At 40.2% G+C, this 13852-nt stretch carries 16 protein-coding genes; 13 read left to right on the top strand and 3 right to left on the bottom strand.

Translation table 11 applies throughout. The annotated features are described in order from the left end of the window. Positions 1-23 precede the first annotated feature (23 nt). Genes BSO02S_RS16175 through BSO02S_RS16160 form a run of 4 tightly spaced genes read left to right on the top strand, consistent with a single transcriptional unit; the run spans position 24 to position 2901 of the window. The gene (locus tag BSO02S_RS16175) at positions 24-677 is read left to right on the top strand and encodes a sensor histidine kinase (protein WP_066069505.1); all 654 of its coding nucleotides are present in this window, start codon (positions 24-26) and stop codon (positions 675-677) included. Between the two features lie 24 nt (positions 678-701). Beyond that, positions 702-1355 carry a response regulator gene (locus tag BSO02S_RS16170; RefSeq protein WP_066069502.1) on the top strand — a complete coding sequence of 218 codons (654 nt, stop codon included), beginning with the start codon at positions 702-704 and terminating at the stop codon, positions 1353-1355. 15 nt (positions 1356-1370) lie between these two features. Next, entirely contained in the window at positions 1371-1829 is a 459-nt protein-coding gene (locus BSO02S_RS16165; protein WP_066069499.1) for a GAF domain-containing protein, read from the top strand. Positions 1830-1839: 10 nt separating this feature from the next. Beyond that, complete coding sequence (locus BSO02S_RS16160; protein WP_084375052.1) at positions 1840-2901, top strand: PAS domain-containing sensor histidine kinase; 1062 nt, start codon at positions 1840-1842, stop codon at positions 2899-2901. A 34-nt stretch (positions 2902-2935) separates the two neighbouring features. On the opposite strand, the gene BSO02S_RS16155 is transcribed toward BSO02S_RS16160, so the two are convergent. Further along, the gene (locus BSO02S_RS16155) at positions 2936-4594 is read right to left on the bottom strand and encodes a glutamine--tRNA ligase/YqeY domain fusion protein (RefSeq protein WP_066069496.1); all 1659 of its coding nucleotides are present in this window, start codon (positions 4592-4594) and stop codon (positions 2936-2938) included. A gap of 207 nt (positions 4595-4801) precedes the next feature. On the opposite strand from BSO02S_RS16155, the gene BSO02S_RS16150 reads away from it, so the two are divergent. The 5 genes from BSO02S_RS16150 to BSO02S_RS16130 all read left to right on the top strand — a co-directional run bounded on the left by BSO02S_RS16150 (position 4802) and on the right by BSO02S_RS16130 (position 10670). After that, on the top strand, positions 4802-5788 hold the full coding sequence (locus BSO02S_RS16150) for a Gfo/Idh/MocA family protein (RefSeq protein WP_235846934.1): 987 nt from the start codon (positions 4802-4804) through the stop codon (positions 5786-5788). Positions 5789-6017: 229 nt separating this feature from the next. Then, on the top strand, positions 6018-7034 hold the full coding sequence (locus BSO02S_RS16145; protein ID WP_066069494.1) for a 4Fe-4S binding protein: 1017 nt from the start codon (positions 6018-6020) through the stop codon (positions 7032-7034). 176 nt (positions 7035-7210) lie between these two features. Beyond that, the gene (locus BSO02S_RS16140; RefSeq protein WP_235846933.1) at positions 7211-9181 is read left to right on the top strand and encodes a WG repeat-containing protein; all 1971 of its coding nucleotides are present in this window, start codon (positions 7211-7213) and stop codon (positions 9179-9181) included. Between the two features lie 129 nt (positions 9182-9310). Continuing rightward, complete coding sequence (gene kynB, locus BSO02S_RS16135) at positions 9311-9931, top strand: arylformamidase (RefSeq protein ID WP_066069491.1); 621 nt, start codon at positions 9311-9313, stop codon at positions 9929-9931. Between the two features lie 40 nt (positions 9932-9971). Continuing rightward, a complete protein-coding gene (locus tag BSO02S_RS16130; RefSeq protein ID WP_066069488.1) occupies positions 9972-10670 on the top strand; it encodes a tryptophan 2,3-dioxygenase family protein in 699 nt (232 codons plus the stop codon). Between the two features lie 62 nt (positions 10671-10732). On the opposite strand, the gene BSO02S_RS16125 is transcribed toward BSO02S_RS16130, so the two are convergent. Continuing rightward, positions 10733-11083 carry a hypothetical protein gene (locus tag BSO02S_RS16125; RefSeq protein ID WP_066069485.1) on the bottom strand — a complete coding sequence of 117 codons (351 nt, stop codon included), beginning with the start codon at positions 11081-11083 and terminating at the stop codon, positions 10733-10735. Between the two features lie 263 nt (positions 11084-11346). Here BSO02S_RS16125 and BSO02S_RS16120 point away from each other — a divergent pair, with 263 nt between their 5' ends. Next, positions 11347-11595 carry an amino acid decarboxylase gene (locus tag BSO02S_RS16120; RefSeq protein ID WP_066069482.1) on the top strand — a complete coding sequence of 83 codons (249 nt, stop codon included), beginning with the start codon at positions 11347-11349 and terminating at the stop codon, positions 11593-11595. On the opposite strand, the gene BSO02S_RS16115 is transcribed toward BSO02S_RS16120, so the two are convergent. Beyond that, positions 11592-11912 (bottom strand): Crp/Fnr family transcriptional regulator, encoded by a 321-nt coding sequence (locus BSO02S_RS16115; protein WP_235846932.1) that lies wholly within the window; start codon positions 11910-11912, stop codon positions 11592-11594. The genes BSO02S_RS16120 and BSO02S_RS16115 overlap by 4 nt on opposite strands. A 158-nt stretch (positions 11913-12070) precedes the next feature. Here BSO02S_RS16115 and BSO02S_RS16110 point away from each other — a divergent pair, with 158 nt between their 5' ends. The 3 genes from BSO02S_RS16110 to BSO02S_RS16100 all read left to right on the top strand — a co-directional run bounded on the left by BSO02S_RS16110 (position 12071) and on the right by BSO02S_RS16100 (position 13713). Further along, entirely contained in the window at positions 12071-12280 is a 210-nt protein-coding gene (locus tag BSO02S_RS16110; protein WP_066069480.1) for a heavy-metal-associated domain-containing protein, read from the top strand. 156 nt (positions 12281-12436) lie between these two features. Then, a complete protein-coding gene (locus BSO02S_RS16105; RefSeq protein ID WP_425320386.1) occupies positions 12437-13282 on the top strand; it encodes an MBL fold metallo-hydrolase in 846 nt (281 codons plus the stop codon). 131 nt (positions 13283-13413) lie between these two features. Beyond that, positions 13414-13713 (top strand): DUF5658 family protein, encoded by a 300-nt coding sequence (locus tag BSO02S_RS16100; RefSeq protein WP_066069477.1) that lies wholly within the window; start codon positions 13414-13416, stop codon positions 13711-13713. Positions 13714-13852 lie beyond the last annotated feature (139 nt).

Genomic DNA, 13852 nt, shown 5'->3' with positions numbered 1-13852 from the left:
CTTATAGAAAGAGGGTGGTGTTAATGGATATTTCGCAATCAAAGCAGCAAATAAGCTCATATATTATCCAGTCACAGGAAGAAGAAATTAAACGAATTTCTTTTGAGCTTCATGAAGGTGTTGGCCAAAACCTGTATAGTATTTTAACTGGCCTAAAGTTTATTGAATCAAGTGCAAACGAGGCACATATGAAAAATTATGTTCAGGAAATGTCGCAGTTGATTGAAAAGACGATACAGGAAATCAGGCTGCTTTCTGTCGAATTGCATCCGCCTACCCTGACAATCCTTGGTTTACTTCCTGCTATGAAAAGTTATTGTAAGTTGTATACATCTACATTTGGAATTCTCGTTGATTTAGAATCTACTGGCGAGGAAAAAACACTGCCGGAAAAAAACAGTATTGCTTTATTCCGAGTATGCCAGGAAGCACTCACGAATATTGCCAAGTATGCTGATACATCGAATGTAAAAATAAACTTTATTTGGAATGGTGAATTGTTAACGATTACAATCCATGATTCTGGTAAAGGCTTTCAGCCGGAGGACCATGAATTCGGTAATCATTCTTCAGGACTCGCGGCTATGAAAGAAAGAATGCTTCTTACTGGCGGACAGTGCGTGATTTCATCTAAAATAGGAGAAGGAACATCGATAGAACTATCTCTTCCACTGTAAATAGGGATTAAAGGGGAACTTAAATTGATAAAAATCCTATTGGTTGATGACCATGCTGTTGTTAGAATGGGCTTAAAAATGCTTCTGAACACAAATCCGGAGATAGAAGTCATCGGGGAAGCCTCTGAAGGCAATGAAGGAATTAAAAAGGCGTTAAAGCTAAAACCAGATGTTGTCGTAATGGATTTAAGCATGCCGCACGGAAAAGACGGACTTTCGGCGACGACCGAATTAAAGAAGTTAAAACCAGAGATCAATATATTAATTCTCACGATGCATGATGATGAAGAATACCTATTTCGCGCGATTCAAGGCGGTGCATCAGGCTGTATCTTAAAAAGCGCCCCGCACGATGAATTAATGTCAGCAATCGAATCGGTTGCGGCCGGCGATGCCTATCTTCATCCGTCGGCACAAAAGCGTTTAATGGAAGAATATTTAGCCGGTGTCAAACATGATGATAATGATACGTACAACCTTTTATCCGAACGTGAAAAAGAAGTGCTAACTCTTGTTGCCAAGGGATATGCAAACAAAGAAATTGCTGAGCAGCTCGTCATCAGTGTGAAAACAGTGGAGACCCATAAAGGAAACTTAATGGAAAAATTGCAAATGAAAACCCGGCCTGAGCTGGTAGAATATGCCGTTAAAAAGGGGTTATTAGGCTATGATATTTAAGGGGAAAAACTGCGGATGACAGAGATAAGGGAATTGCAGGCGGTTGTTGAAGTATGTGAACACTTAAAGAGCAAGGTTCTTTGTGATTTTGTCGGCCTAGCCATCCAAAATAAATCAGGTCCCGATGTTAGGTGGCATTATGCTTCCGGCAATTTAAATGATAAGTACAAAAGAATAACGGTTCGTTTCGGAAAAGGCATTGCTGGAAAAATTATTTCGAGTGGAAGCCCAATGATGATGATAGACTTTCCCAATGATTTAATCGGAAAAGTGACTGATTATCCGATTATGCTTGCTGAAAAACTTGTATCCACCTATGCCGTCCCTGTATTTTTTAATTCTGTTCCTAAAGGAGTATTACTCGTTGGTAAAAGGGAAACACATGCATTTAGTGAAGATACTCAGCAACAGGTAAAGGAATCAGCTGAAAGCCTGGAACAGAGTTTGAAGAGCTATTTAAAAACATGGTCATAGGAGGCGTAATATGGACAAGGATGTGCAGAAGCCTTTGAATGTGTTGGCCGACCTTGAATTAGAATTAAAAAAGTCGATGCAGGAATTAGTAGATATTAAGTTTGCCCTCGATGAATCGTCGATTGTAGCCATCACGGATTCGCGCGGGAAGATTACATATGTGAATGATCAATTTTGCCACATCTCTAAATATGCGCAAAAAGAATTGATAGGCAACGACCACCGGATTATCAATTCGGGTTACCATTCCAAGGAATTTTTTAAAGATATGTGGAGGTCAATCGGCTCAGGTAAGGTATGGAAAGGTGAGATTTGTAACAGGGCAAAAGACGGGATACTGTATTGGATGGATACGACGATTGTTCCATTTTTAAACGAAAAAGGGAAGCCGTATCAATATTTAGCGATTCGTTATGAAATTACTGAACGAAAGCGTGTCGAACGGGAACTTCAAAAAATGATGACTACTATTATTGATGTTCAGGAAGAGGAACGAAAACGCTTATCACGGAATTTGCATGATGGAATAGGCCAAAACTTATATAGCCATTTAATTACGATTAATCGCTTAATGGCCGAAATCAATCATCCATTGCTCGATCAAATGCAGACAGAAGCTACACAGTTAATCGAAGAGATTCGGGAAATCTCCTGGGAGCTGCGGCCATCTGTCCTTGATGACCTTGGTCTAGTACCAGCGATCCGTTCATTCCTCTCCCGCTACTCTGATCACTACAATATTGATGTTTATTTTGATTGTGTCCTAAATCAGCGCTTTCCCATTAGTATTGAGCTGACCATTTACCGGATTATTCAGGAGGCGTTAACGAATATCCGTAAATATGCGCAAGTTTCTGAAGCCACAGTCACTGTCAGAGAGATAGGAGATGTGATCCGGGTAATGATAGAAGATAAAGGGGCAGGTTTTGATTATCGAAAACAAACCGGTGGTGTTGGGCTTTTCAGCATGGATGAACGGGCTCGTTCTGTTGGAGGAGGCCTGTCGATTTACTCATCCATAGGTAAGGGGACCAAAATTATCTTAGAAGTCCCGGTTGAAATCCACCATTAGAAAAAGAACCAGGCTTGCTGCCTGGTTCTTTCGTTTATATTTTAAAGGAGCTCTTTAAGGAAACAATTCTGTTAAAAACAAGCTTATCGACTGTCGTTTCTTTCGGATCAACATTAAAATAACCGTGTCTAAAGAATTGGAATTTCTCCTGTGGTCTGCTTTCCTTCATGTTGGGCTCGACAAAGCCTTGGAAAATTTCTAGTGAATTTGGATTTACAAGATCTAGGAATGTTCTATTTTCCCCTGCGGCTTCGTCTTCCGTATTTTCCAAAATGAGTGGTTCGTAAAGACGGAACTCAGCCGGGACAGCATGGGCCGCTTCGACCCAATGAATCGTTCCTTTCACTTTTCGGCCGGTAAAGCCAGTACCACTCTTCGTTTCAGGATCGTACGTGCAGCGAAGCTCAACCACTTTACCGTTAGGATCCTTGACGATTTCTTCACATTTAATGAAATACGCATTTTTGAGACGGACCTCATTTCCAGGGAACAACCGGAAATATTTCTTGGGCGGTTCTTCCATGAAATCGTCTTGTTCGATATAGATTTCACGGGAAAATGGAATTTTCCGCGATCCCATTTCCGGATTTTCTGGATTGATTTCCGCATCAAGCAATTCAATTTGCCCTTCAGGATAATTAGTGATCACCACTTTTAATGGATTGATTACACCCATTGTTCTTGGTGACTTTAATTTCAAATCTTCGCGCACGAAGTGTTCAAGCATTTGTGAATCAACTGCACCAGAGCCCTTCGTAATACCAGTAGCACCAACAAAAGCACGAATCGATTCGGGTGTAAATCCTTTTCTTCTCATCCCTGAAATCGTCGGCATGCGCGGGTCATCCCAGCCATCAACAAAACCTTCATCAACCAACTGCTTCAACTTCCGTTTACTCATCACAGTATTGGTCACATTTAAGCGTCCAAATTCGATTTGCTGTGGTGTACTCTCCATTTCACACTGTTCAACAATCCAATTATAAAGGGGACGTTGGTCCTCAAATTCAATCGTACAAATCGAATGTGTTACCCCTTCAATAGCATCCTCAATCGGATGGGCAAAGGCATACATCGGATAGATGCACCATTTGTCGCCCGTATTATGGTGCGTTGTATGAGAAATTCGATAGATAACTGGGTCACGCAAATTAATATTTGGCGAGCTCATATCGATTTTTGCCCGGAGGACCTTTTGACCATTGTCGTATAAACCATCGCGCATGTGCTCAAATAGATCAAGGTTCTCCTCAATCGAGCGGTCGCGATATGGACTATTCTTCCCTGGCTCAGTCAGTGTTCCGCGGTAGGCACGAATATCGTCAGCTGATAGGTCATCAACATACGCTAATCCTTTTTTGATTAACAGAACCGCTCTTTTGAACATTTCTTCAAAATAATCCGAAGCAAAGAATAGGTCGTCCCATTCAAACCCGAGCCACTTGACATCTTCTTTAATCGAGTTTACATACTCGATATCTTCCTTTAACGGATTCGTATCATCAAAGCGTAAATTGGTTTTTCCGTCAAAGTCATCCGCCAAGCCAAAGTTAATTATGATCGATTTTGCATGACCAATATGTAAATAACCGTTTGGCTCTGGCGGGAAACGAGTTATGATCTTACTGTGATGCCCTGATTCTAAATCTTTTATCATAATATCTTTAATAAAATTTGATGTGTGATTGTCCACCCTTTTCAACCTCTTTCATCTTTCTACTTATTTATAAATAACATAAATACTGATATTTTTCCATTGTTCCCTACATTTCATGAGCAAAATACACTAAGAATGGAATTATTTAGTTGAATTTAAATGATATTTGGTATTGGTATTGGCAAGTAAAACGGAAAAGAACTACAATTGTATATTAAAGATACCTCAGAAAGGAGAAGGAAGATGATTAAATTTGGGACAGTGGGAACAGGATGGATTACTGAATCCTTTATCCAAGCAGCAAAGCTAAGTGAACAGTTGCAACTAGTCGGAGTCTATTCTAGAACAGAAGCTAAAGCGAAACAATTGGCCGCTACATATAACGCTCCCTATATTTATACTGACATAGAAAAAATGGCAAAAAGCGCGGAGATTGAGGCGGTCTATATTGCTTCGCCGAACTCTGTCCATTTTGAACAGGCACTAACCTTTTTGAAAAATAAAAAACATGTCATCTGCGAGAAGCCAGTCTTTTCAAATACTGCCGAATTAGACGAGGCATACCAGACGGCGGAGGAGAATGGTGTTTATTTATTCGAAGCCATTCGCAATATCCATACACCTAATTTCCGGATTTTAAAGAACAAGCTCTCTATGGCAGGAAAGCTTAGAAGCACCATGTTACCTTACATACAATACTCTTCGCGCTATGATTTATTTTTAGAGGGGGATGAGCCAAACATTTTCTCGGCTACTTACTCCGGCGGTGCCCTCGTCGATTTAGGTGTCTATCCGCTTTATTTAGCAGTTGGATTATTTGGTGAACCAAAACAGGTCAGCTATCATCCTGTCTTATTACGCAGCGGTGTCGATGGCAGCGGAACACTTGTATTAACGTATGAGGACTTTGTTTGTACGATCCTTTGTTCAAAAATTTCACATTCTGAACTTCGATGCGAAATACATGGGGAAAAAGGTACCTTCGTGCTTGAAGATGCCGCGCCAATTTCCGAAATTAAATTCGTTGATAGCCATTCGCAGGAGAGCCAAATTGTAAGTGTCGAACAAGCAGAACAAAATATGGTCTATGAATGTATAAATATCGCAAGGGTCATTGAGACTAAAAATGATGAGGAATATCAACAATTAAAAAATTGGAGCAAAATTGTCCTTCGTATTACCGAAGAGGCACGGAAACAGAATAACATCGTATTTGCATCTGAAAAGTGAAAAAATGTTTAAAATTGATATTATAATTATACATCAAAAAAGGTATAACTCTCTCTTGATATGAGGTATTATACCTTTTTTACTTTGTAAATGTTAAAGGTCATATTTGACATTTCTAAGATAGTAATGTGAATTCTTTATGAATTCAATATTTACAATGACTTTTATCACATGCCATGTTTTCCAGGTTCATTATAGTTGAAGTATCGAAGTAGTGGAGGGAAACGTGATGAAGTCAAGAAACTGGTATGTGAAACAGTTGAAACGTAAACCGGTTCAAATTACAAGGTATGTTGTTCAGGCCGTGTTTCTATTATTTTTATTATATGTAGGCTTACGATTCTACCTATTCTATATGCATTTTGAAACGCTCGGAGAAACAACTTTCGTCGAACGACCGGCAGCAGTAGAAGGCTTCCTGCCGCTTGGCAGCCTGGTAGCCCTGAAGGTATGGTTGTTAGAGGGGGATTTTGATCCTATACATCCGGCAGGACTCGTTTTGTTAGCATTTTTCATTGGTTCTGGATTTATCCTTCGAAAATCGTTCTGCAGCTGGATTTGTCCTGTTGGAACAGCTAATGAATTAACTGGGTGGCTTGGCCGAAAGATTTTTAAAAGGAATTTCGAGATTCCACAATGGCTTGTTTGGTTTTTAACACCAATAAAATATGTCTTATTGTTGGTCTTTATAGGTATGGTTATTCAAATGCCTATATTTTCCGCCAAGGCCTTTCTAACTGATCAATATAATAAGGTTTCCGATGTGAAAATGCTCCTGTTATTCATAAACATTGGCGGTATTACCCTGAAGGCGATTATTATCATTTTCGTCTTGTCATTGTTTTTCAGGAACTTTTGGTGCCGCTTCCTTTGCCCATACGGGGCATTGATTGGTCTTGGCAGCATCTTTAGGATTACAAAAATACAGCGGAATGAAGATACCTGCACGAATTGCGAAATGTGTACAAAGGTTTGTCCGCAAAGGGTTCAAGTTCATAAGGTCGAGACTGTCCTCACGCCAAACTGTACAGCCTGTATGTCATGTGTTGAGGCATGCCCTATTAAGGATACCCTGAACATGACAGTTGCAAATAAAAAGGTGAATAAATGGTTCGTTCCTGTTACCTTCTTTGTTCTGTTCTTTGTGATCATTGGGATTGCAAAACTAACAGGCCACTGGGAAACCATCATTTCCTATGAGGAATGGAAAAAGTTGTTACCGGATGCACGATATATCGGACATTAGAAAAAGGTTTCATAAGCAGCCATTTAAGGCATCTATAAAATGCAAACAGCCGGTTTCTCGACCGGGTCTTACTATTTGTAAAAGGATAGGTACACTAATCGACCTTCCTCGTGTCGTTTTAACACATGGCCCATCTTTTTCATATACATATAGAAAAGTAAAATGGGTGAGCTAGTATGTTCGTAAGTAACCGGGATATGGCAAATTGGGTATTGCCATATCTTCCTAGTGGCGCAGAGTTACTTTATAAAGACAATCAGGCTGTCCTTCAATGGGCAGATTTGGATCATGACGGTATAAATGAGGTCTTCGGATTATATCGATATAATCATCAGAGCTATTTATTTGTGTTGAAAAATTCCTACGGATCTTCTTTATTTTATTTTCCTGTTTCACATGACGTACAGAAGAAAGCGTTTCGGACGCTTACTGGTACATGGGATGAACGGACGGTTTACCTTTTCCCAGCCGCGATGAAAGAAATTGGCGGTACTAAGTGGGGATATATTGACGAGAAGGGGAAATTTATTCTGCCGTCCATATACGAACACGCCGCTGATTTTCAAGATAATGATTTAGCGATTGTTGGGCTGAAGGACCATACCGGAGTCATTAATGCAGATGGTTATTTAATTGTGGAGCCAAAATATAATACGATTAATTCCTTTTCAGAGGGTCGGGCGATTGTCAATGATGCGCAGGGCTTTAAGGTGATTGATGAGAGTGGGAAAGAAATTACCGCCAAGGCTTACTCCTATATTGGAGATTTTAAGGAAGGCAGAGCGCTAATTGCTGATACAGAAGTAAATAGCCAGTATTTATATGGATATTTAAACAAAAGGGGAAAGGAAGTAATCCCATTATCCTATGAAATAGCCAGTGATTTTAACCAGGGAAAAGCGGTCGTAAAATCAAAATATGGTCAGTACACACTCATTGATCTTACGGGAAAAGTATTGAAATCATTTCCGTATCCATTCGTCGGCAACTATGGGGAAGGCTTATTAGCTTTTCAAAAAAGTAAAGATGGGAAATTTGGTTATATTGATGAACAAGGAAATATGGTCATAGAACCACAGTTTTCAGGGGCACAGTCATTTATAGACGGCCGGGCGATAATCAACTTGTCAGAGGATGATAAAGACCATTTTGGGTTAATTGATCGAAAAGGACAGTTTGTTATAAAAGCGAATTATAATAATCTCCTCTATCTTGGTGAAAGTCGATTTGCCCTTGGGAAAGAGACGGATCTGAAACTCCCGTGTAGTAAGTCGATCTATGCCTTAGCGGATTCAGAGGGCCATATTTTAACTGGTTTTATCTTTAATGAAATCAACAACTTTCAGGATGGCTGTGCGTCTGTATCCAATAACACGGATACTTTCTTTATTGATAAGAACGGAAGGCGTATGGAACATCTGCCAATGATTGATGGGAGCGGCACACTGTGCTTTTTGCAAACGCTGATTAAGGGAGACATTGACAATCGCCTGCTGTATTTTAATAGAAATCCTGAATTGGTCTGGAAACAAAATACCATCATTCCGCTAAATAGCCGAAGTTCTGTGAGTGAGCATAAATACAAGCCAAATAAGGATTATTTGGTCTATTTCCCGCAGGTACAAGGAATGGAAAAACAGGAAAGCGTGAATAGAGCTTTAGAGAAGCTATCGGGTGTAAAGGTAGTTCCGGCCCACGAACAATTAGAATCAAACTATATGGGTGATTTTGAGGTCAGCTTTTACAAAAAAGAATTACTGGTGATTGAAATAACGGGATACGACTACCCGTTTTGTGCCGCGCACGGAATGCCAGTGAAAAAATATGCTCATATTAACCTCAAAACCGGATCGATGTATCAGTTGAGCGACCTGTTTAAACCCCAGAGTCCTTATGTAAAGGTAATTAGTGGTAGGATTGGTGAGCAAATTAAGAGTAACGATAAATTCTCTTATATCTTTCCTAATGAATACAAAGGTATTAAGGCCGACCAGCCATTTTTTATTAGTGAGGCTGGATTAAATATCTACTTTACACCAAATGAAATCGCCGCGTTCGCAGCTGGTTTTCCAACCTTTACGATACCTTTTGGAGATCTTAAAGATATGATTAATCAAGACGGGAAATTTTGGGAATCGTTTCATTGATTGGGCAGGAATTCACTCCTGCCTTTATGTGTTGCTTCGTTATCGGTATTAACTAAATGATGGAAAAAGGTGATGGGAATATGAAATAATGAGAAAAAGTGCAATATGATTATATTAGGAGTGATATAAATGAGGATTTTCGATATTTCAAGGCCTCTGGTCAACGGGATGCCGGTATGGCCGGGGGATACAGCTTTTCAATTCGAAGTCTCCTGGTCAATGGAAGAAAGCGGCTCTGTTAATGTAGGCAGACTTGAACTGAGCACCCATACAGGAACACATGTGGACGCACCGTATCATTTTGACAGCGAAGGAAAAAGAATCATTGGGTTGGATCTTAATCTTTACATTGGTCCTGCAAGAGTCATTGATATGGTCGGAAAGGCAAGTATTGGTGCAGCAGATTTAACGGATATCGACCTCGATGGCTTCAAAAGGGTTTTGTTTAGAACACTTGCTTGGCAAAATCCGGCACAATTCCCTGAGAAAATCCCTCATATCGAGCCAGACCTTGGCCCGTTTTTGGCTAGCAAGGGGGTAAAACTTATCGGCGTGGACGTTCCATCAGTAGACCCAATCGATAGCAAGGATCTACCAGGGCATCATAGCTTGAATGAAAATGGTATCCACATCTTGGAGTCGCTCTTGCTCGATGGAATCGAACCAGGTGATTACGAATTAATTGCCTTACCATTACCATTAGTTGAAGGCGACGGCAGTCCCGTTCGCGCAATACTTCGCAAGTTGTAGGGTGTCAGGCACCACCAAGAATTTATCAAAGGGGGAGCTTATGGAGGCGAAAAAAGTGACTGATTATGAAAAGTATATTCGTACGGGGGAATTGTTAAATTTACAGAAGTCTAATCAGGAGCTGTGCTGTGAAGATGAGTTAACGTTTCAGGTGATTCATCAAATTGCTGAGTTGCATTTTAAGCTGGTCATCCAATATGTTCATCTAGCCAAAAGAGCTATGGAAGCTCGGGAGATGACTCAAGCGCAGCAGCAGATACGACGCGTAAATATCCATCTAAAGCAGTTGCCAGAGGTTTTCAATATGGTAAAAGTTATTAGTCCAATCGATTACCATACAATCCGTCTTTCACTCGGACAGGGCAGCGGGCAAGATTCTCCTGGATTTAATGAAGTGTTGAAGCTAGGGCCAACATTATGGCCGCCATTCCAGCAGATATTAACCGAGCGAGCCTTAACAGTAATGGACCTTCTTAAAAATCCATCCGCTGACATCGATTTATTTCAGCTCATGCAGGAACTGCACCAGATGGATGAGAACTTTCAAAGCTTTCGCCACCATCATCTTCAGCTTGTCAAGCGGATGATTGGACTAGAGACAAACAGTTTAAAAGGAATACCGGCAAAGATTTTGCACCGCGGGATTGGCTTTGAATTTTACCCAGAGCTTTGGAAGGTCATTAGTGAATTAACCGATTGGACCGGTTCCAGCTATAATACCAAACCGCTGGGGGATTAGTGAATGTAAAAGGAGCGTGAATCCACCCGGATTCACGCTTCTTTTACATTTAGGATATGGGGCTACGCGTGCTTTCTTCTGAAAATTAACCAGTAGCTTCCGAAGCCGGCGATGAGTAATAAACCCACAGACCCTGGTACTACATAGTCTTTAAAAGAAGGCTCAACGGCTTTTGTCCTTTTTGTAAGCAAACCCGCATTTTCTGACCCATCTTTGGATGTTTCAGTGGCAGATACTTCGGTTATTGCCTGATCATTTGCAACTGTTAGCACTACAGCAGTTGTATTATCATGTGATTCTGTAAGCACATCACTGTTTTTAGGAGTGGATGCTTCTAGAAATGAATGGGCAAAGACGTTCGTTCCTAATAGAAAAAACAACAGAGAAGTGATTAGAGAGACCTTGTTAAACATCATTTTCAACTCCGTTATATTATAATCTCGTTGTTGTTCATTCTATCACCGTTCATAGCAGCTTATATCAATTAGAGGCTAATGTTCACAAAGCTTTCAAAATTTCACTTTTCTCTAAACAATCCTTAAATACCTCTAAAACCCACTGTTCATAGCACTTTTTACGAAATTCACCCCAAAAACAAGCTTGATATAAATCAATTTCAATAGGATTGAAAGGTGATAAACTGAAAACAAACTTTTACCAAAGGAGTATGAAAATTATGTTTGAAATCGTTGATAAAAAAGCAATCATGGATATCCGGGAGCGAATTGCCAAGGGGGAACATCCACGCCGGGAAATTTTAAATTTTGTCAAAGCCGCACCGATAGGAACGATTTTTGAAATTCATTTGCCACATAGAGGAGAGTCCCTTATCGGTAGTCTTCAATCGTTAGGGATGAATGTAATTGTCAATGAAATTGAACCGATGCATTTCCGTCTTATGGCCGTAAAACTTGATAATTTCTAATTGATTTCCGCAATCTGTTTCAGTTGGTCCAACTCTAGAATCTGTATTTGGCGGCGTCCGTCCATGTCAATTAGCTTTTGGGACATAAATGACAATAGCTTTCGACTTACTGATTCTGGGGTTGTTCCAATATAACCCGCTAAATCCTTTTTGGTGATTGGCAGCGTAAAGACTCCGTTTTTTGCCTTCATTTTATCATGAAAAAGAATCAGGGCTCTTGCCAGCCGCTGTTCCACTTCCATTAAACTTAAATTACCAACTGACTCATCCGCTTCGTACAATTTATCATTTACTGCAAGTAAAAAGCGGTAAGACATGTGGGCATTATTCTCCATTGTCTTCAGAAAATCCCTTTTCTCAATATAGCAAATAACTGTGTAGCCCACAGCTTCAGCATTTACATAGTGTTTTCCATTTCAATTTGGTCACTCTTTTGTTGAAAAATCATTTTTAACTTGAGAGGGGTTTGGTACGGATGAGTATGATTGAATTGGCATTGAATGAGGTTGCTTGTTCCGGTTGTATTGGGAAGATAAAAAGAGGAATGCAAAAAGCCAATGGCATTGAAAAGGTGAGGATTGTTTCGGGAAGTGGAAAAATGCAAATTAACTTTAATGAAAACATTATTCAATCGGAGGATATAAATCGCAATCTTTATAAATTGACATTGCGAACATTTGATTAACTAGAGCTGCTATGAATAAGTAGTTTTTTTTGATAACACATCTTTATTAAGAACAAAAAATACGTTATAATGTATTATGCGTTTATGTGTTTTAAATCAATCCTGGGTAATAATTTTTCCTTCCAGTTAGATAATAACCAAAAGGGAGGAATTTTTTTGGAGCACAATCAGGATAGTAAATTTGAGGAATCCTTTCTTCCAATGACCTCGATTGGCAGCGGGATAGGAACTCTCGTGCAGCCGGATATTTATTGTTACACCGACCAAATCGTCAATCTTGTACTAGTCGGAAATCCAAGTGAGACGAAGGAATTTGTCCTGATTGATACAGGCATGCCTAAGTCAGCAGAAGAAATAAAGGAAATGGTCCAAGAACGTTTTGGCGAACAGGCCCGGCCGAAAGCGATCGTGCTCACACATGGGCATTTTGACCATGTTGGGTCACTGGTTATATTGCTGGAGGATTGGAATATCCCGGTTTATGCGCATGAACTGGAACTTCCGTATTTAACAGGGAAGAAAGATTATCCTCCGGGAGATCCGGATGTTGGTGGTCTTGTTGCAAAGATGTCACCGACATTCCCTAATCATGGCATTAATATCAGTGCACATGTTCAACCGCTGCCAGAGGACGGAACGGTACCAAATATGCCGGGCTGGAAATGGGTCCATACACCAGGACATACACCAGGGCATATTTCCTTATTCCGTGAACAAGACCGAGCGCTTATTGCCGGTGATGCGTTTGTAACAGTTAAACAAGAATCCCTTTATAAGGTAATGACGCAAACCCAGGAAATCAGCGGTCCGCCGAAATATTTCACACCAGACTGGGATATGGCTTTTGAATCGGTGAAGAAGTTAGCGGCACTAAAGCCGCAAGTCGCAGTGACGGGGCACGGACTGCCAATGAGTGGAGAAGAACTTTCGGAAAACCTAAACTATTTAGTGGAGCATTTTGCTGATATTGGCCGTCCTGAAAGTGGAAGGTATGTAAATTAAAAGTTGTCTTAATGGCTGCTGTCACAAGCAGCCTTTTATTTCTTTTTTTGCGTTCTTAATAACGAATGTATTAGCGTATAAATTTTTAGAAACACTGGTTAGAAACGGTACAAATTTTTAAGGAGGAAATTATGAAGTTCTGTTTATTCCTGCTAATTGCTGGTCTGTTGGACGCAGTTTTGACCCATTTTGGTATTGCATCAGGTTTCGTGGAAGAAGGGAATCCGATGATGAAGCATGTCATTGAAAAAAGCTGGTCCTATTTTTACATCATCAAGATTTTCCTGCCCCTTTTGCTGCTTGGTTTGTTTTATCTGCGGCCTTTAAAAGGGCGGATTAGAACGTTGTTGATTTCCACCTGTGTTCTTTATCTGTCTGTCCTTGTCTATCATATGGTCTGGATTGTCCTCTACCTTAATACCTCATCATGAATCACTTCTACATAGAAAACTAGACACTCCAAGTTTATTCAGTTAGTATCAATAAGATATGGAAAAACAAATAATAAGAAAAATGATATATATGAGAAAAGCGCAAGCGCCCTGGTCAGCGGCGTATGGCCTGGAGTGC

It is taken from the genome of Neobacillus soli NBRC 102451 (assembly GCF_001591665.1).
GTDB lineage: Bacteria > Bacillota > Bacilli > Bacillales > Cytobacillaceae > Neobacillus > Neobacillus soli.
This window is presented reverse-complemented; position numbering and strand designations above follow the sequence as displayed.